General features: G+C 48.4%; 17 protein-coding genes. 7 read left to right on the forward strand and 10 right to left on the reverse strand.

Annotated features, from left to right (window positions below; all coding sequences use genetic code 11):
* Nucleotides 1–58: 58 nt before the first annotated feature.
* The 8 genes from AC14M5_RS09400 to rpmF form a co-directional block, all read right to left on the reverse strand.
* Nucleotides 59–793 (reverse strand): transmembrane-type terpene cyclase, encoded by a 735-nt coding sequence (locus tag AC14M5_RS09400; RefSeq protein ID WP_484029399.1) that lies wholly within the window; start codon nt 791–793, stop codon nt 59–61.
* A 22-nt stretch (nt 794–815) separates the two neighbouring features.
* On the reverse strand, nt 816–1952 hold the full coding sequence (locus tag AC14M5_RS09405; protein WP_484029400.1) for an oxygenase MpaB family protein: 1137 nt from the start codon (nt 1950–1952) through the stop codon (nt 816–818).
* A gap of 203 nt (nt 1953–2155) precedes the next feature.
* Nucleotides 2156–2707, reverse strand: a complete 552-nt coding sequence (locus tag AC14M5_RS09410; protein WP_484029401.1) for a hypothetical protein — start codon at nt 2705–2707, stop codon at nt 2156–2158.
* Nucleotides 2708–2859: 152 nt separating this feature from the next.
* Nucleotides 2860–4506: a phosphoenolpyruvate carboxykinase (ATP) gene (gene pckA, locus AC14M5_RS09415; protein ID WP_484029402.1), complete on the reverse strand. Its 1647-nt coding sequence runs from the start codon at nt 4504–4506 to the stop codon at nt 2860–2862.
* A 10-nt stretch (nt 4507–4516) separates the two neighbouring features.
* A complete protein-coding gene (locus AC14M5_RS09420; RefSeq protein WP_484029403.1) occupies nt 4517–5734 on the reverse strand; it encodes a pyridoxal phosphate-dependent aminotransferase in 1218 nt (405 codons plus the stop codon).
* Between the two features lie 260 nt (nt 5735–5994).
* Nucleotides 5995–7221, reverse strand: coding sequence for a phospholipase D-like domain-containing protein (locus AC14M5_RS09425; RefSeq protein WP_484029404.1), 1227 nt, complete (start codon nt 7219–7221; stop codon nt 5995–5997).
* A 4-nt stretch (nt 7222–7225) separates the two neighbouring features.
* The gene (gene fabD / locus AC14M5_RS09430) at nt 7226–8167 is read right to left on the reverse strand and encodes an ACP S-malonyltransferase (RefSeq protein ID WP_484029405.1); all 942 of its coding nucleotides are present in this window, start codon (nt 8165–8167) and stop codon (nt 7226–7228) included.
* 98 nt (nt 8168–8265) lie between these two features.
* Nucleotides 8266–8466 carry a 50S ribosomal protein L32 gene (gene rpmF / locus AC14M5_RS09435; RefSeq protein ID WP_484029406.1) on the reverse strand — a complete coding sequence of 67 codons (201 nt, stop codon included), beginning with the start codon at nt 8464–8466 and terminating at the stop codon, nt 8266–8268.
* Nucleotides 8467–8598: 132 nt separating this feature from the next.
* Between rpmF and AC14M5_RS09440 the strand changes: the two genes are divergently transcribed.
* From AC14M5_RS09440 to AC14M5_RS09470, 7 genes are all read left to right on the forward strand, one after another.
* Nucleotides 8599–9306 (forward strand): SpoIIE family protein phosphatase, encoded by a 708-nt coding sequence (locus tag AC14M5_RS09440; protein ID WP_484029407.1) that lies wholly within the window; start codon nt 8599–8601, stop codon nt 9304–9306.
* 16 nt (nt 9307–9322) lie between these two features.
* Nucleotides 9323–10363, forward strand: coding sequence for a potassium channel family protein (locus AC14M5_RS09445; RefSeq protein WP_484029408.1), 1041 nt, complete (start codon nt 9323–9325; stop codon nt 10361–10363).
* On the forward strand, nt 10350–10715 hold the full coding sequence (locus tag AC14M5_RS09450) for a hypothetical protein (RefSeq protein WP_484029409.1): 366 nt from the start codon (nt 10350–10352) through the stop codon (nt 10713–10715). The genes AC14M5_RS09445 and AC14M5_RS09450 overlap by 14 nt, the downstream gene beginning before the upstream one ends.
* Before the next feature lie 155 nt (nt 10716–10870).
* Nucleotides 10871–12178: a M1 family metallopeptidase gene (locus tag AC14M5_RS09455; RefSeq protein WP_484029410.1), complete on the forward strand. Its 1308-nt coding sequence runs from the start codon at nt 10871–10873 to the stop codon at nt 12176–12178.
* 75 nt (nt 12179–12253) lie between these two features.
* Nucleotides 12254–13612 (forward strand): protein translocase subunit SecD, encoded by a 1359-nt coding sequence (gene secD, locus AC14M5_RS09460; protein WP_484029411.1) that lies wholly within the window; start codon nt 12254–12256, stop codon nt 13610–13612.
* Between the two features lie 23 nt (nt 13613–13635).
* Nucleotides 13636–14550 (forward strand): protein translocase subunit SecF, encoded by a 915-nt coding sequence (gene secF / locus AC14M5_RS09465; RefSeq protein ID WP_484029412.1) that lies wholly within the window; start codon nt 13636–13638, stop codon nt 14548–14550.
* Between the two features lie 86 nt (nt 14551–14636).
* Nucleotides 14637–15467: an endo alpha-1,4 polygalactosaminidase gene (locus AC14M5_RS09470; RefSeq protein WP_484029413.1), complete on the forward strand. Its 831-nt coding sequence runs from the start codon at nt 14637–14639 to the stop codon at nt 15465–15467.
* A gap of 6 nt (nt 15468–15473) precedes the next feature.
* On the opposite strand, the gene AC14M5_RS09475 is transcribed toward AC14M5_RS09470, so the two are convergent.
* Both AC14M5_RS09475 and AC14M5_RS09480 read right to left on the reverse strand, forming a co-directional pair.
* Nucleotides 15474–16757: a glycerate kinase type-2 family protein gene (locus tag AC14M5_RS09475; protein WP_484029414.1), complete on the reverse strand. Its 1284-nt coding sequence runs from the start codon at nt 16755–16757 to the stop codon at nt 15474–15476.
* Nucleotides 16758–16759: 2 nt separating this feature from the next.
* Nucleotides 16760–18190, reverse strand: coding sequence for a sensor domain-containing diguanylate cyclase (locus AC14M5_RS09480; RefSeq protein WP_484029415.1), 1431 nt, complete (start codon nt 18188–18190; stop codon nt 16760–16762).
* Nucleotide 18191: the final 1 nt, after the last annotated feature.

An 18191-nucleotide genomic window follows, 5' to 3' on the forward strand; every position in this document is an offset into this window, starting at 1 on the left:
GAGAGTTTTTTAAGCGTTTTTCTCCGTGCTCTTTGTGGTCTCTGTGGTAGTGCCTTTCTTACCAGCGCGTGAAGGGATTAATTCCCAACTCAAGTGACTTCTTATAGACCATCACTGCATAAATGATATTCACGAACACTGTCAGCCCAAACAGGACATTCAAAAAAGGCGTGACTTCGTTCAAGATGGCAATAAAAACATAGGCCGCGATATTTCCCAGCATCATAGCCATCGCGATGATAAAGGATTGGCCTTCAAGGCTATTCCGTTCCGTTAGCATATGGATGAATAAAATACCCATGGCAAAGGTGAGGATGTATGCGGAATAAGAGCCGCCCGAATCCCCGGGCAGGAAGAGGGGAACCTGGCCATTCACGGCTAATTTATGAACGTTAGGAAAACCGACCTCGGTAATAAACGTGTACTGGATCAAGAAGGAGGAGATCAAACCGAAAACGAGTATCTGATAGAAGTACTTTTTGATAAAGGGATTTGAGAATTTACCCCGCCCAAAGCGGATGATGGTGTACACAATACCTGCGTCAAAGAACATAGTCAGAAAATTTGCAATTTGCAAAGGTCGCTCGGGGCAGGTATCCCAAACAACCGGGCAGGGGCTTGCCAGATCCAAGCCGAAGATCCATTCCCAGGGCCAATTCCCCAACATGGCGACAATCGGCATTCCATAGGAATGGTCTAACATCCCACGGCGGATGATCAGAATGTAAGCCGGTATCCAAAAGACAGCCAAAAATCCATAGGTAACATATAACCAAAAATCGCGATTTTCCATGTTGAATTTCTCCTTGATAAATTTACCTGCGTTTTGACAAACGCCAGTTCTGCCTCAGATAATCGGGGATCTGAAAATACGACTCACCGCCCTCCTCATAAAGAACGACACGGTCAATTAAGATCCAGGTCAAATAACGGACAAATCGCTGGGCCTTGGGGAATCTATGTTTAATTTTTTCAATAAAGTCGAAAAAAGCTATCTGCGTTTTAAGAACAATCAGCGTCCAGTTATATGGACCGCTTTCAATAATGTCTGCAACCTTGTCACCCGAAAGATAGCGGATGGCTGTGCCAGAAAACCCATGCATGATGCGCGGCATGAACCCTTGAATAAATTTAATCAAATCCTTTGCCAGGAGTTTCCCAGAGTCGCTCTTTCCTCTTTGGCGGTCAATGATGGTTTCAGCCAGGATAAAAGAATCAGAAACTGAATCAGGCATCAGGTCGTCACGAACGCCGATGATATGACCAACGACCATCCAGCAATGCAGATAAGCGTCCGCATCCTCTGGAGAAAGAACAATCTTCGAGCGGCGCAACCCGCGCATGACACCCGCAGAGAAATCCATCAACGTGCCGGCCATATCCTCCTGATTGATCGGCAAGCCCCAGGCTGGATCCCACTCCTTCGCCCACTGATCTTTGTGAGCGATGTAATATCGGATGGAAGCGTGGAGCAGACGTATCTTCTGCGCGCTTCGGACTCCCCTGCCGCCTGCTCCCAACCCTCCGGCCTGCATCACGTCCATAATGAATTGTGCCGTGCGAAAGATGCGACGATGAACATGGCGTGTTAGCTCCGCAGTAATGGAAAGAACGTGTGAGCCTTTTTTGGTGGCATAGGCGTATGGCAAAGACACGAAGAAAAGCATCATGATCATTTCGGGGCCATACAGATCGAAAACCCGTTCACCGCGGACAATCTTCTCCCTATTCGCCCATTCCGGAAGAACCTGTGTCTTCTCAAAATAGTCGTGGACAATCTTCGGCATAGCCTCCGGCAATGTATCTCGATTGTTGACCAGATGCCTGATCATTTTATTAAACTCATCCAGCCCACCAGACTCGATGACTGACTTAACCACTTCATCAGCCAGCGGATCGGCCACCCCACGCATTTCATCCAAAAACTCGTTTGTCCAACGCTTTGAGGTCATCGTTTAATCGTCTCCTGATTTAACAAACACCAAATTCAGAAAAGTGTTCTGGGAAAACAAGTCCGATTTTCCTTTTGTGCTTACCCATCACAACTACTGTGCCCAAATAAGAAAAGTCCGAGTTCATGAACTCGGACTTTCATAAATCATAAATATCTAAAAATAGCCAAAAGCTAGCCTATAAAACTGGAAGAGCTATAAAATTATGGCAAATTTTCACAAGCCACACGGTCATTGTCTTGGTCAAGTTTATGAATGTCACCAACGCCTCGTGATACACAATAATTGAAACATGCCTGCGCTGAACTCTGGAAAGAAAATGTGTCGCAGTTGTAAATATCACCACGACAAGAGCATACTCCCCCTCCACTATTATTATTGTTGTTTTGAGTAGGCAGGACGAAAGGTGTCCATGTCGGCTCTAATGTAAATGTAGCGACAAGGTCAACAGGTGGTAGCATGGTCGGAGTACCAACGTAGATAAGCTGGGTTACTGTTGACGCTGGTGTTATCAGCGACAATTGAGTAGAAGCCATCGTCTGTGTCTGCGCAGCGTTTGCCGTGCTTTTGATAATGAGCATAAGATCAGCTTCAGTGGTAGGCGTGGCTATTCCTCCACCACTTGACGCTGCCGCCAATAAAATCCCGCAAACTACGCACAAGCTAACGGTAATAGCCAGTACATAATTTACAAAAACAGCTTTCTTTTTTGGCGGGCGGTCAATTACCGCGTCTGAATTGGTTTTATCATTCATTATCTTTTCATGCTGAAAATGTCTCTCGTAATCATCATTATTATATCTTTTTAGCTTACTATTTTCTATCCTATGTCGCGTGTCATTTATTACCCTGGGTGTCGTGAAAGCACAGACTTCCGAGTTTTTGAAAAACTCAGAAGTCTACCTGCCTACACTTTCGGCCCTGCGTCTATCACTTCCTGCGGGGTGCCGTCTGTAAATTTACCAAAATTCTGTTTGAAACGCATGGCAAGGTCTTTGTAACGCCTGTCATACTCCTTCTTATCGCCCCATGAGGAGGATGGAGCTAAAACTTCATCAGGCACATTCGGGCAGGTGTTGGGGACTTCAAACCCGAAAATTGGATCCTTCGTATACTTCACATCGGTAAGGTTTCCATTCAGCGCTGCGTTAAGTAATGCACGTGTGTGTTTAATTGAAATACGCTTACCTACTCCGTAAGGCCCGCCCACCCAGCCTGTGTTGACCAGCCAACAAGTTACACCGTATCGTTCTATTTTACGCTTGAGCAATTCAGCATATTTATATGGATGATGCACCATAAACGGTCCGCCAAAACATGCGCTGAAGGTGATCTCCGGTTCCTTGCCCAGCCCTACTTCGGTGCCTGCGATCTTGGAGGTGTAACCAGAGATGAATTGATATAGAGCCTGGTTTGGCGTCAGCCTTGCTATGGGAGGCATGACTCCGCTCGCATCGCAGGTCAACAGAATCACATTCTTGGGATGACCCGACTTCTTCTCAGGCACAGCATTTGCAATGAACTCCAATGGGTATGAAGCGCGCGTATTTTCTGTGAGCGTGTCATCATCCAGGTCGATCAAGCGAGTGATCGGGTCGAAAGGAACGTTTTCCAGAATCGTGCCGAAGCGCTTGGTAGTTGCGAAAATTTCAGGCTCGGCAGATTCTGAAAGACCGATGACCTTTGCGTAGCATCCGCCTTCAAAGTTGAAAACGCCATTGTCGCTCCAACCATGCTCATCGTCACCGATGAGGCGGCGCGTAGGGTCAGCCGAAAGCGTGGTCTTGCCTGTTCCGCTTAATCCAAAGAACAAAGCCACATCGTCTGCATTTTCGGGATTCACATTTGCCGAGCAATGCATCGATAAAACACCTTCTAGTGGCAAAAGATAATTCAGGATAGTGAATACCGATTTCTTGATTTCACCTGCATAAGCCGTATTGCCAATGATGGCAAGTTTCTTTTCAAACGATAGACAGATGAATGTATCGCTATTCGTGCCATCCACTGCGGGCGCGCCTTTGAACGAAGGCATGGCAAGGATCGTAAACTCGGGTACGAAGCGTTTATATTCTTCCAGCGATTGCGGCAGGACGAACATGTTGCGCACGAAATGGCTATGCCACGCAAGCTCGGTCACAATGCGGACTGGCAGACGATAGGCTTCATCGGCGCCACCATACACATCCTGGACAAATACATCGCGACCCTGCAAGAAGCCAAGCATACGATCATACAGGACCTCGAACTTGTCTGCTGCAAACGGACGGTTGTACACGCCCCACCAGATATTCCCCTCCGAGTCAGCTTCGCGGACAACGAACTTATCGTTTGCGCTGCGGGCAGTATGCTTACCTGTATTCGCTACAAAGGGCCCACCTGAAACCAACGCGCCTTCATTCCGAAAAATGGCTTCTTCCACCAATGATTCGGTTGTGAGATTCCAATATGCCAAACGCAAATTGCCCACGCCCTGGTTGGAAAGGTTGTAATCCGCTTTGCGAGTCTGCGCTATGGATTCGGCAGGGGTTTTGATGTTCAATAAATTGTTCATATCTCTCTTCCTACATCCAATCGCGGATCATTTTCTTGTCGCCGATATAAATTTCATTGGGCGAGGTAGTATCGAGCGCCCATTTGATTCGTTCAATGCCTTCGGTAATATCTTTTACCGAACCTGCAAACGAAATACGGATGTGACCTTCCATGCCAAATTCCTTGCCTGGTACAGTGACCACCAGTGCTTTCTTCAAGAGAAATTTTGACAACTCGACTGAATTGCCATTAAATGCCCGCAAATCAGGCAGGGCGTAGAATGTTCCTTTCGGCTCGATCAGGCGCGCGCCATTAAATGTTTTCATCTCCTGCAAAACTACATCTCGATTATTTTGGATCTGCAAACGCAAGGCTTCCACAACCGATTGCAAGCCGTTCAACGCACCTTCTGCCGCAGCCTGAGCAATCGGCGAAACACAAGAAGTCGTTTGCGCAAGAACGTTTGTCATCACTTTTACCAATTGGCGCGGGGCGACCACCCAACCGATTCGAAAACCCGTCATGCCGTACAGTTTGGCAACACCATTTACGACGATGATGTGTGAATCTTCAATATCTCTGGATGTAAATGAATATGCGGGCGGAGCGACGTTCCTATCAAAAGTCAGTTTGTGATAGATGTCGTCGCAGATCATGTAAATGCCTTTGCGCTCGCAAAACTCCACGATCTTTTCGATCAACTCAGGCGGATAAACAGCACCCGATGGATTATTTGGGCTGTTGACAATGATCGCGCGCGTAGAGGATGTCACCGCGCGTTCTATATCTTCAAAGCGCGGGGTGAATGTCCCATCTTCTGGCGTGACGATCACAGGAATCCCCAGGCACATTTTGATCATCTCAGGATACGAAACCCAATAGGGTGCAATGACGATCACTTCATCCTGCGGATTCAAAATGGAATAAAAAATATTATAGAGTGATTGCTTCGCCCCATTGGTAACAATCACATTTTCGGGTGCAGCGAGGCGGTTGTAATTTTCTTCCGTATAGCGGATGACCGCCTTCTTCATGGAAGGCAAACCATCGGGCGGAGTATATTTCACCTCCCCACTGGTTAACTTCGCACCTGAAGAAAGAACCGCGGCAATGGGAGTTTTATTTTTCGGTTCGCCGATCCCCAGATTGATGACTGCTTCGCCGCGCTCACGCAACAATCGCGCTTCTTCATTCAACGCAAAAGTTGGAGATTCGGCGATTTCACTTGCAAGTTTGCTTAATTTCATGAAATCTCCTTGATACAAAAACTTCGGAAGTCTGCCCTAGCATTCCTACAAAAGACTTCCGAAGTCTGATATATAAACAAAAATCTGGTCAGGCAGTCATGCCGACCAGATGCACTCGCACAACCGCAGAGAAAGCGGCGCTGACAATTGAATTGCCAGGCAAGGCGTTCATGCGGTCATTATACTCTACAGGTACGAGCAGGCGTCCTGAACAAAATAATCATTTCGTTGCATAAATGTAACCAATGTAAGGCAATTTTTTATTGGCACGTAAATAAGTTTGGCTCTACATCCACGGCTTGATTCCATAGCTTTTCAAACTCCTGCAAGTACAAGGCTGCAATTTCGGCATTATCCAAAATGACCACATTCTCTTCATTTGACTCATCTGCATTGGATGAAAAATTCAGCGAGCCTGTTACCACGGTGCTGTTATCCACGATGATCAACTTGTTGTGTAAGAAACCGCTATTACCATCCTGCCGCGCGGGCACACCTGCGCACCAAAACGTCCGCAGTTCCGAGCTTGGGCTGGTGCTGCCAAAGGTCTCGAACACACCTTTCACATCCACACCTGCTTTCGCGCGGTCTATCATCACCTGCGCCAGTGGATAATCAGTAAAACTAAATGCAAGAAAACGGATGCTCACCTGCGCATCCTTCACCAACGCAATCAGGTTGCTCACAATCTTATCTTCGGGTGAGAACAATACCTGAACGGGCGTAGTATCTAAAATTGCCCATTGATTGTTTGCCGTAGACGGCGCACGTGGGCCGAACTGCCCATTCCACAGCTCCTGAAATTCGCGTTCATATGCATACGCAATTTCAGGAGAGTGGATCACGATCACATTATTATTTTGTTTGAAGATCCCGTTGACTGTGATGTTCGTGGAGCCGGTCCATGCGATTTTCTGATCGAATATCCAAAACTTGTTGTGCATCAAAGCAGAACGCGCATCATCCTTAACCTCGATGCCTGCCGCTATTAGCAATGAAAATTGTCCTCGCCCGGGCTCAGTGTCGGACTCTATGCCGTGTTCATCATCGGTGACCCATTTCACATCCACGCCGCGGTTCTTGGCTGCAATCAGCGCATCCGCAACCGGCGTGAGGTTGAATTCAAAGGACGCAATGTGAATGCTGACCTGCGCCTGGTCAATCAATTGAATTAATTCTCCCTCGATTGAACCAGCGAGGATATTCTCGTTGTTAATAGTCAATGGATCAGTGAAGTACACGTCCCACCATTTATCAACCGGGGCAAGGGTCGGCGTTTCGGTAATTGTTACCAATGGGTCAATAACAACCTGCGCATCCGTAACTGGTGGAAGGATATTGGGCGTATCCGTAACAGGGACAATAAACGGCGGAGGGGTCTCTGACTCAAAAAAAGGAATTTGAGTGAGTGCCGCCGGGACATCCAGCGGCTCACAGGCGGTTATAAAAATAGATAGTAGTAGAATTGAAATTAAGAGTTTCTTCATTGATTTATTCCAAAGCAGTGAAATCCTGCGGGTTGCCAAGGGGATATATGGTTGGGCCATCCACAATACGTTTGATCAGGCCACCCAACACCGTACCTGTACCAACCTCAATAAAGGTGTTGATTCCCTGGACAGACATATACTTCATGGATTCTGTCCAGCGGACACGAGATTGCATTTGGGCCATGATATCGGCGCGAGCAGAGGCGTCGTCGCTCAATGGCACAGCATGGACGTTTCCAATCACAGGTATCTGCAATGCCGAAAATTTAGCGCCATTAACTGCATCGTTCCATTCTTCCTGAATGGATGCCATCAAAGTTGAATGTGCGGCAATGGAAACTGCCAGAGGCATGGCACGTTTTGCGCCAGCAGCTTTTGCACCTGCCATGGCACGTTCTACAGCAGGTTTCGCACCTGAGAGAACCACCTGCCCGGGACAATTATCATTAGCGACCTGCACCAGTTCATCAGGCGTGCTGGCTTCTGCACAGACCTTATCAACAGTGGGGATATCCAGGCCAAGGATAGCGGCCATGCCCCCGGGTGCTAATTCTCCGGCACGCTTCATCAACTCACCACGCTTGTGGACGAGGCGAAGCCCGTCCTCGAAGGATAATGCTCCAGAGACAGCCAGAGCAGATAACTCGCCAAGCGAATGCCCGGCCAGTGAAGCAGGTTTCAGGTCCGGGTAAAGAAGCGAAAAAGTCCGAAAGGCGGCAAGTGAATGGATATAAAGCGCTGGCTGGGTGTTGACCGTGTCGTTTAAGTCGGCATCGGGGCCATCCCACATGATCTTTGAAAGGGCAAAGCCAAGGATTGAATCTGCCTCATCAAAAGTTTGCCTTGCAATAGGATGTTGTTCTGCAAGGTCTTTACCCATTCCAACAGTTTGAGAGCCCTGACCGGGGAAGACGAAGGCTGTATTTTGCAAATTAAGTTTCATGTCATCTCCATTTTATTAGACCCTAAAGGTTTTAAAAACCTTTAGGGTCTTTGCGATTAAAACACAAACGGGTCGTGATAGTCACGACCCGTTGAGTATTACTCAGCCGTTTTCTTTTCTTTTTTGATCTGAATAACTTCGCGGCCTTTGTAGTAACCGCAGTTGGGGCAGACAGTGTGAGGCAGGCGCTTGGCTCCGCAATTGGAGCAGGCAACCGTGTTTACCGCGGTGAGGGCATCCTGTGAACGGCGGCGATCACGGCGTCCCTTGGAATGTTTGCGCTTTGGATGTGGGGTCATGAATACTTTCTCCTTTATACATACATCAGACGGGCCGCTTGCGCCCGTCTGGATTGGTTTTTCTATGAAGCCCGCTGATTATATCGGCATGAAGCAGTGACGTCAAGGCGAATTCGATGTAAAATCCATTTTATGGAAATTCAAATTGCGGTTGCCAAGATCAACAAATATGCGGTCTCCGAAAGCGGTGATACGCTTGAAGTTGTAGAGCGCCCGACTGGAGGTCTCTCGGTTGTGCTAGCGGACGGCCAAACCAGCGGACGTGGCGCAAAAGCAGTTTCCATGTTGGTGGTTCGTAAGGTGATCGCATTGATCGCGGAAGGCGTTCGAGATGGTGCAGCGGCACGGGCCGCATCGGATGCGCTATTTGCGGACAAGGCGGGGAAAGTTACCTGCACATTAAACATCGCATCGGTGGATTTACATAGCCAGACTATTGTGCTTACCAGAAACAACCCTGCACCAATGTTTATCTGTCGCGGCGAAGAGATCGATGTGCACCAGGAAGAAAGTGTTTCGCTAGGGGCGTCGCGCAATGTGCGCCCCGTGGTAACCGAACTTAGCCTTGAATCCGGACTGACTATTGTGATCTTCAGTGATGGGATCAGCCACGCCGGTGAGAGGCGGGGTCAACCAATGAATATCAGCGAAACGATCCGCTCGGTGCTGGAAGACCAGGACCCTCCCCCACAGCAACTGGCCGATACACTCCTTGCACACGCAGTAAGCCTGGATGACAACCGCCCTGCAGATGACATCAGTGTGTTGGTGCTTAAAGTTTCCGCACGCAATGGTGACGGTGTACGCCGTATGAATGTCAGGCTTCCAATAAATGTTTAGGCTAAGGAATAGAAAGTTGAAACACCGTTTGAGGCATATCCAGGCCTCCATACGGGACAAGATAATTTTGCTGCGCGAGTTTCGCGCACCCGTGCTTTGGTTTTCACTGGCGGTGGTCGGGGGCGGATTCCTTTACGATTTCATTTCACAACTGGTTAATGAACCAATGGATAGCCTGGCTGAGTCCATTTACACGGTGCTCATTGCCACATTTTTACAGCCGGCCAATCGAAATTTCCCGCACCATATTGCTTTGCAATTATTTCACTTCTTTATGCCGCTCTTTGGCGTGGTTGTGCTCGCGCAGGGGCTGGCAGACTTTGGAAGCCTGCTCTTCAATCGAAAATCTCGTAGTAAGGAATGGGAAATGGCTGTTGCATCCACACTCAGAAAACACGTCATCCTTGTTGGGCTGGGGCATCTCGGCTATCGTGTTGCAGTCAAATTGCACGAAATGGGTGAACAAATCGCGGTGATCGAATTCAATGCGAATGCAGATACATTGAATGCGGCGCGCAATCTTGGATTCCCCGTCATTCACGATGACGCCACACGTCCAGCCGCGCTTGAAGCTGCAAACGTCAAAGATGCGCGTACCATCATCCTCGCCAGCCAGAACGATGCAATGAACCTGCAAATCGCGCTTAAGGCGCGCAGTATTAACCCAAATATCAAAGTCGTCGTCCGTATTTTCGATGATGATTTCGCACATGCGTTACAGGAACAATTTGGTTTTGTGGCATTGAGCGCCACGGAAATGGCCGCTCCTATTTTTGCAGCAGCGGCGGCAGGAGTAGACGTCACCAACCCCATTTCAGTAGAAGGGCAATTGCTCAGCCTGGCGCGGCTTGCGATCTCTGAAGATGCACCGTTCGCGAATAAAAATGTGGGCTATGTGGAAGATAACTATCATCTCAATATTGTGCTGCTGCGCCACGACCATCAATCGGAAATGCACCCAACAGATAAAAGTCCGCTGCATGCAGGGGATGTAATTGCTGTATTAGGCGGGCCAGATCAACTTCAAAAATTGCTCTACGATAATGAAGGAAGATGATAGTAAGCCGCTTATCGGAATCGTCGGCCCGTGCGGGTCTGGAAAATCCACGCTTATCACGGGCCTTGAAAAACACGGCTATCGCTGCCGTCACATTGCGCAGGAACATTCCTACGTCAAACATATGTGGCAGGTCATCACCAATCCAGATATCCTGATTTTTCTGGAGTGTTCGTTTGAAAATTCCACAACACGCCGAAAACTAAATTGGGTCAGTGCTGACCACGAAGAACAACTGCGAAGGCTCTCGCACGCGCGTGAACATGCCGACCTGGTGATTGATACCAATAAACTCGCTGCGGATGAAGTCCTCGCCCACGCATTGGACTACATAAAGGAAAGAATCCCCTGAAAAAGATTTTTACACTCCCGGTCGTTGCGCTTCTTTTTCTGACCTCATGCCTGCTTCTGTCACAAAAGGCAGAATCCACACCTGAGCCGATTCCCCCCACACCTGCGGATCAGCTTGATTTCAAAGGTGACCTCGTCCCTGAATATCACGCTGCATTGCAAAAACTATCTGAGGCAAGTCTGTACTCAATTGAATTCGTGATCGACGACGATCTGTATCACATCACAGGCGCTGAAACGATACTCTACACCAATACGGAAGATGTAGCTTTGAGCGAAATACAACTACGCCTGTTTCCGAATATTTTGGGCGGTGAAATGTCTGTGGAAAATATCAACATAAATGGAAATAATGTAACTCCAAGATATTCGCTAAACAATAGCCTGCTCATCATCCCATTGGAAGAGTCGCTTAAACCCGGGGACAACGTCACTCTGAGCATGGACTTCCGCGTCACTGTCCCACAAAGCATAGAGTTGAACTATGGCGTCCAAGCCTACTATGATAATGTGTTGGCGCTCGCACATGCCTATCCCATGATCGCGGTCTACGACGATGAGGGCTGGAACGCAGAGATCCCACCGCAATCGGGCGATGTGACGTATGCTGATATGTCCTTTTTTGTTGTGACAGTGGATGCGCCGAGTAAAGTAGTATTAGCTGGCTCGGGGCGGGAGGTCAGCCGTCAGGATAACGGGAGCAGGCAAACGGTCAGGTATGAAGCGGGACCGGTGCGTGATTTTTATCTGGCGGCAAGCACAAAGTATGAAGTCTTCACGAAGAAAGTGAACGGAGTCACATTGAGGTTTTATACACGCGGCCATTTGCAAGCTGGCGCAGAATATGGGTTGGATGTGGCCGCGCGTTCCATTGAAATATTTAGTGAACGCTATGCACCCTATCCATACACCGAATTGGATTTTGTTTCAACTCCTACGTACGCATTGGGAATTGAATACCCTGGCATGATCGCCATTACCGAATGGATCGTGGAGCCTGATAATCCTTATTTGGAAGCCACAGTTGTCCACGAAACAGGTCACCAGTGGTTTTATAACATGGTCGGCAATGACCAGTTAGACGAGCCCTGGCTGGACGAGTCGCTGACTCAGTTTGCCACCCTGCAATACTTCATAGACGAATACGGACAGGCAGGGAATGAAGGTTTTCGGGCGGAGCTTGAAGGCAGGTGGAACGGCGTTGGGAATGAAACAATTCCCATTGGCCTGCCTGTGCGAAATTATTCAGATGCGGAATACAGCGGGATCATCTATGGGCGCGGCGCTTTGTTTTTTGAAGCCCTGCGGGAAGAAATCGGTGTTGAAGCTTTTGACGCATTTATAAAAAGTTATGTGCAAAATAATGCGTGGGAAATTGGCACCACAGAGATCATAAAAGCTGAAGCCGAGGCGGAATGCGGCTGCGATCTGTCTGAGTTGTTTGAGGCGTGGATAACCCCATAAAATCAATCAATCCGGGTATAATGGCGTCCGCGCCAGCCAAAGGCTGGCATTTTCGTGGATGGAGATATTTAACGCATGATCCGTAACTTAACCAATCGCATCATTCTGATCGTGGTAATTCTGGCGCTCGCGTTGTTGGTTGATTTCAACAACAATATTACAATCCTCAACCCAGTGACAGATGAAACCCTTTTCACCCAGGACCTCACGCCTCGGCTCGGCCTGGACCTGCGAGGCGGCTTGCAAGTTTTGCTTGAAGCTGACCTGCCCGAAGACGCACAAATCGACTCAGCCCAAATGGAAATTGCCCGTGACATCGTCCAGCAGCGTACTGACGCGCTCGGCGTGAACGAAAACAACATTACAGTTGCCGGTGACCGCCGCATTGTGGGAGAATTCCCCGGGCTTGAAGATACAGAGTCTGTACTGGCAACGATCCAGCAGACAGGTTTGCTGGAATTCGTCGATACGGGTGATTTCAACCCTGAAGAAGGCAGTTTCCTTGTAACTGATTACAGCCCAACCGGCGAACCAACGGAAACCCCTGCAGATGGCGTCAATGTCTTTCACACCATCATGACGGGCGCAGAACTGGACTCGGTCAACGTATCGCAGGATACTTTGGGGGCCAATTACGTGATTAATTTTGTACTTAAATCTGGCGGGGCGAAAATCTTTGCCGAACACACCTCGGCCAATTCAGGAAAGTTCCTGACCATTCTTTTGGATAAACAAGTCATCTCTGCCCCAGTCATCAATGATCCAATCACAGGCGGCCAGGGCATGATTACCGGTAGGTTCACCTATGAATCTGCGAACGCCTTCGCGATCCAATTGCGCTATGGTTCATTGCCGATCCCATTGAAGATCGTAGAGACACGCATCATCGGCCCCACCCTCGGCGCAGATTCGCTCAACAAGAGTCTCATCGCCGGCATGATCGGTATGTCCATTGTGGTGTTGTTCATGATCATTTATTATCGCATGCCAGGCATCGTGGCAGTGCTCTCCATTTTGATCTATGCGGTGGTCGCATTTGCCATCTTCAAATGGCTCCACTTCACGCTCACCCTACCTGGCATTGCAGGTTTCCTGCTTAGCACCGGTACCGCGCTTGACTCTAACATCCTGATCTTCGAGCGTATGAAGGAAGAATTACGCAGCGGCAGAAGCCTCGTTCAAGCCACAGACCTGGGCTGGGCACGTGCGTGGTCATCGATCCGCGACTCCAACCTGGCGGCGATCATCACATCGGTGATCCTGTTCTGGTTTGGTTCTTCCTTCGGTGCGACCATTGTAAAAGGCTTTTCATTGACCCTGGCCCTGGGTGTGATCATCTCGCTGTTTACGGCGATCTACGTCACCCGCACCCTGCTCGCAATTTTTATCAAGAACTTCAAACCGCAAAATTTTGAACGCTGGTTTGGTCTTTAAACGAGCGTATCAAGGATATTTTTATGAACATTCTCGGTAAACGGTATTACTTCTTTGCATTATCCACGCTCTTGATCGTATCAGGCCTGGTCCTGCTTGCGATCAATGGGGTGCCACTTTCAATCGACTTCACCGGCGGCAGCCTGTTGGAAGTTCAGTTTGAAGATGGAAAAACTCTTGATGCAACAACCATTCTGCCCATTTACGAAGAGGCGGAGATCTCCGATGCGCAGGTCACAAGCACCGAAACAGGCACGCTCATCATTCGCTCTTCCTTCCTTACAAACGAGGCCCGTGATGCGATTTTGACAGGTCTGGAGGAAGAATCGGGGTCGCAGGTTACTGTCATCCGTTTCGATAGCGTTGGCCCCAGCATCGGCAAACAAGTGACACAACGCGCAGCCATAGCGATTGCGGTTGCATCCATTCTGGTTGTGTTGTTCATCGTCTGGTCATTCCGCAAGGTGGAAAACGCCTTTCGTTATGGTGTCTGCGCCATCCTTGCTATGCTGCATGATATCGCCATCATTTTTAGTATCACCGGCATCGGGGCCTTCTTCTTCGGCTGGCAGATCGACTCGCTCTTCCTGACAGCCCTGCTGACCGTGATCGGCTTCTCCATGCAGGATACGATTGTGGTGTTTGACCGCATCCGCGAAAATTCAAACCTGCTCCGCAGGCTGGAATACGAGAAACTCGTCAACCATTCCATCGTGCAGACGCTGCAACGCTCGATCAATACCCAGTTGATGACCGTGGAATTTCTTCTGCTCGCGCTGGCATTATTCGGCGGTGTCACCCTCCAGGAATTTGCGATCATTTTGCTCGTTGGCCTGTTGAGCGGAACGTATTCATCCATTTTTGTTGCAGCTCCCATTCTCGTACTATGGGAAAAACGCGAATGGCGCACCTGGTTCGGGCGCAACGCAAACGCTTAATAAATTTGATTAACACAAAAAGGACACAGACAACTCTGTGTCCTTTTTGTTATCTACCATTTGATTATCTTTGATAAAATCCTCTCATGAAAAAGGCGCTCATCATTTCCATGCTTGTGTTTTGCACAGCCTGCATCCTCTTCGAACCCGCGCCCGAATACGTTGCTGTTCCGGGATATTTATATACACCTGAACCACAAGCTGACGAACAGGGAATCCCATCACTTCCAGTCAACGTCAGAATGCATATTCAATACAGAGGGGAAATTGACCTAACCCAGCCTGTGGATGTTTACAATCTCGATCTCTTTGATACTCAGCCTGCCGTGATAAAAGAATTACATGAAAGGGGGATTTTCGTGATGTGTTATTTCAGCGCAGGCTCCTACGAAGATTGGAGAGAAGATGCCACACAATTCCCGCAGGAAATTCTCGGCAACGACATGAAAGGCTGGCCCGGTGAAATATGGCTGGATATCCGTCAGATCAAGCTGCTAAGACCAACCATTGAATCAAGGTTGGAAATGGCCGCACAAAAAGATTGCGACGGTGTCGACCCTGATAATGTGAATGGATATCAGAACGAGACAGGCTTTCCACTCACCTATGAGGACCAGCTTGCATTTAACATTTTCCTTTCAAACGCCGCACATGAACGAGGCCTGGCAATCGGTTTAAAAAACGACCTTGAACAAATCCCCGACCTGCTTCCCTACTTTGAGTGGGTTATCAACGAGGAATGTTTTTCCTACGAAGAATGTGAACTACTCTCCCCTTTTGTACAAGCTGGAAAACCTGTCTTTGTGATCGAATACGAACTTGCTCCTGAAGAATTTTGCCCCCAGGCAAATGAACTACATTTTAGTGCGATGCAAAAGAACTGGGAGTTGGATGCTTTTTATTTCCAATGCGGATAGCTTGCACTAGAACGCAAAACAAAGCACGAGATCGTTGACATTTGTTCCGCTTGGGCCGGTCTTGATCAGTTGATCAACTTGATCGAAAAAAGAATACGCATCGTTTCTGGACAAATAATCTGCTGCGAACATCCCAAGCGACTCAGCCCTTTGAGCGGACTCGCCCGTCACGAATGCGCCTGCCGCGTCCGTAGGACCATCTTCGCCATCCGTCGCAATAGAGACGAACATCACATCCTTCATGCCAGCCAGCACATCCACTGCGGCGAGCGCCAGCTCCTGATTTCTGCCTCCTTTGCCATTGCCATTCATCGTCACCGTTGTTTCACCGCCTGCAAGCAAGCAAAACGGGCGCGGCATGGTCTTCAATGAATCTTTTAATTGCAGTGCAATTTCCTTCCATACCAAGCGTGCTTCACCCTGTAAATTTGGATTAATTATTTTTACATCAAAACCTTGTAACTCCGCTTGTAACTGCGCAGCGTTCAGAGCAATAAGGTTACTGGCAATGACTGTGTTTTGAACTCTTTCAAATATAGGATTGTCAGATTTCAGTGTTTCTTTAAAAGCTGAAATGATCGATGTAGGAATTTTTTCTATTAAGTTATATTTCTCGATAATGGAAATTGAATCAGCGATGGTGGTTGGGTCTGGAGCCGTAGGGCCAGAAGCAATGGCCTCAAGGGGATTACCAACCACATCCGAAAGCAACAGCGTAATGACGCGCGCACCATTTACGAGGCTGACCACTCCCCCGCCCTTCAACTCGTCAAGGTGACGGCGCAGGGTGTTGATCTCATCGATCCGCGCGCCACATGCCAATAGAGCAGATGTAAGCTTTTGCAGATCTTCAAGGGGAACGCGAGGAGCGGTCATTAATGCCGAACCTCCGCCTGAAATCAGGCAGACCAACAAATCGTCTTTTGTTAATTGCGAAAGAAATTTTATTGCAGCAATTCCAGCTTGAAGACTGGCACTGCCGGGGATGGGATGATTCCCCTCGATAACGGTAACAGCTTCCAGATTAAGGGGTGAGGCGTGTTTGGTGATGACGAGCGAATCCGCTAAAAGAACTTCATCCGCCAGGGCTTGAGTCATTGCACAAGCGGCTTTTCCCAATCCGAATGCAAAAGTTTTCTGTCGAATGGGCAATCGATTATCAAGAAGATATCCTTTGACCGCCTCGCCGGGCTCAACTGCCTCAAATGAGGCTGCAAGAACATCCGCTACAAGCTTAGCCTGCGAATGTGCACTCAATGAGTCAACGAGGAGTGGGTATGCGTCAAACAATATTATTGATCGTCCCTGCGGCGGTGATGATGTTCAGCCTTGTTGCGATACATGGCATCATCAGCCTGACCGATCACTTTTTCGAGAGGTATGCCCGGCGCACTTGTAGAAGCGCCCGTTGAAAGACTCAACTCCGGCTCACGATAATACTTGTTATTGAGGGCCACCAGAACTTGAATTTGTTTCAAATATTCCGCAGCAGATTCTTCATCCTGACCCGGTAAGATGACGGCAAATTCATCGCCGCCAATGCGCGCAACCACCTGTTCAGATTCAAATGCGGCATTCAACACCTCTGCGGTACGGCGGATTAATTTATCACCAGCTTGATGCCCCAGAGAGTCGTTAGCATGTTTTAAATAATTCAGGTCAACGATGATAATGCTAATGGGATCCTTTCGCTCGTTCTCACACTTCAAGGTCGTTTCTTCAAAATACGCGCGGTTATATAAACCCGTCATGGCGTCATGCGTGCCAAGATAGCGAAGATAGTCTTCGGCTTTTTTGCGCGAGGAAATATCCTGAATGGATACCAGCGCCCAGGAAAAATCCTGTTCATGGCCTGGCATGATGCGAAAATCCAATTGAATATTAATCGGCTCGCCACCCAGCGAATAATTGATGCCTTCACGCTCGTAAGTCAGTTTTCCATTCCACAAATCGACCAATTCATTTGCAAAATGATTTCCCATCTCGTCACGGAAAACAAGATTTAGGTTTTCAGACAGATGTTCCCTGGAAGATGCGCCAAACAACTCAAGCGTTTTCTGGTTGACATTGATGACCTTGATCAACCCTGCACAATGCAGTACAGCCTCGGGATGTTCGTGCAAATAGTCATCAAGATCGGTCACGCCCTGGGCACGCAGAGAATCAAAGTATGCTTTTACAGCGCTGTAATCCTCTTCCCATAAAGAGATGGGTGAGGCGTCAAATAGACTCTGGAAGCGACGCTCTGCTTCTTTCCGCGCCGTAATATCTTCTATCGAGACCAATACCTGATCCCAAGTCCCTTCGTGGCCGGGCAGAATGCGCCAGTGCAGGATGATATCAAGCGGCTCCCCTTGCAGTGTGTAATTGATCCCCTCACCTGACCATGTCACTTCTCCGTGCCAGAGCGCCAGTAATTCTTCGCGAAAGTGATGACGCATTCCATCTCGAAATACACGGCCAAGGTTGGAGAGCAATTCAGCCTTCGACTCCGCTTTGAGCATTGTCAATGTCTGCTGGTTGATGTCCAGGATAATCATTTGCCGCATACAATCGTCAATAAAAGCAGGGTGTGCGTCCAAGTAGGATTCAAGCGAAGAGATTCCCTGTTTGCGCAATTCATCAAACAAGCGTTTGATCTTACTGAAATCCTGTTCCCAAAGTGAAATAGGTGCGTATTCAAACAAAGTCTTAAAGTGCTCCTCTTCTGCAGGCTCGATCATA

Source organism: Candidatus Villigracilis sp., from assembly GCF_057083605.1.

Coding starts and splice junctions, on each gene's coding strand:
- AC14M5_RS09400 (WP_484029399.1), bottom strand. CDS start 793: ATGGAAAATCGCGATTTTTGGTTATATGTTACCTATGGATTTTTGGCT.
- AC14M5_RS09405 (WP_484029400.1), bottom strand. CDS start 1,952: ATGACCTCAAAGCGTTGGACAAACGAGTTTTTGGATGAAATGCGTGGG.
- AC14M5_RS09410 (WP_484029401.1), bottom strand. CDS start 2,707: ATGAATGATAAAACCAATTCAGACGCGGTAATTGACCGCCCGCCAAAA.
- pckA (WP_484029402.1), bottom strand. CDS start 4,506: ATGAACAATTTATTGAACATCAAAACCCCTGCCGAATCCATAGCGCAG.
- AC14M5_RS09420 (WP_484029403.1), bottom strand. CDS start 5,734: ATGAAATTAAGCAAACTTGCAAGTGAAATCGCCGAATCTCCAACTTTT.
- AC14M5_RS09425 (WP_484029404.1), bottom strand. CDS start 7,221: ATGAAGAAACTCTTAATTTCAATTCTACTACTATCTATTTTTATAACC.
- fabD (WP_484029405.1), bottom strand. CDS start 8,167: ATGAAACTTAATTTGCAAAATACAGCCTTCGTCTTCCCCGGTCAGGGC.
- rpmF (WP_484029406.1), bottom strand. CDS start 8,466: ATGACCCCACATCCAAAGCGCAAACATTCCAAGGGACGCCGTGATCGC.
- AC14M5_RS09440 (WP_484029407.1), top strand. CDS start 8,599: ATGGAAATTCAAATTGCGGTTGCCAAGATCAACAAATATGCGGTCTCC.
- AC14M5_RS09450 (WP_484029409.1), top strand. CDS start 10,350: ATGAAGGAAGATGATAGTAAGCCGCTTATCGGAATCGTCGGCCCGTGC.
- secD (WP_484029411.1), top strand. CDS start 12,254: ATGATCCGTAACTTAACCAATCGCATCATTCTGATCGTGGTAATTCTG.
- secF (WP_484029412.1), top strand. CDS start 13,636: ATGAACATTCTCGGTAAACGGTATTACTTCTTTGCATTATCCACGCTC.
- AC14M5_RS09470 (WP_484029413.1), top strand. CDS start 14,637: ATGAAAAAGGCGCTCATCATTTCCATGCTTGTGTTTTGCACAGCCTGC.
- AC14M5_RS09480 (WP_484029415.1), bottom strand. CDS start 18,190: ATGATCGAGCCTGCAGAAGAGGAGCACTTTAAGACTTTGTTTGAATAC.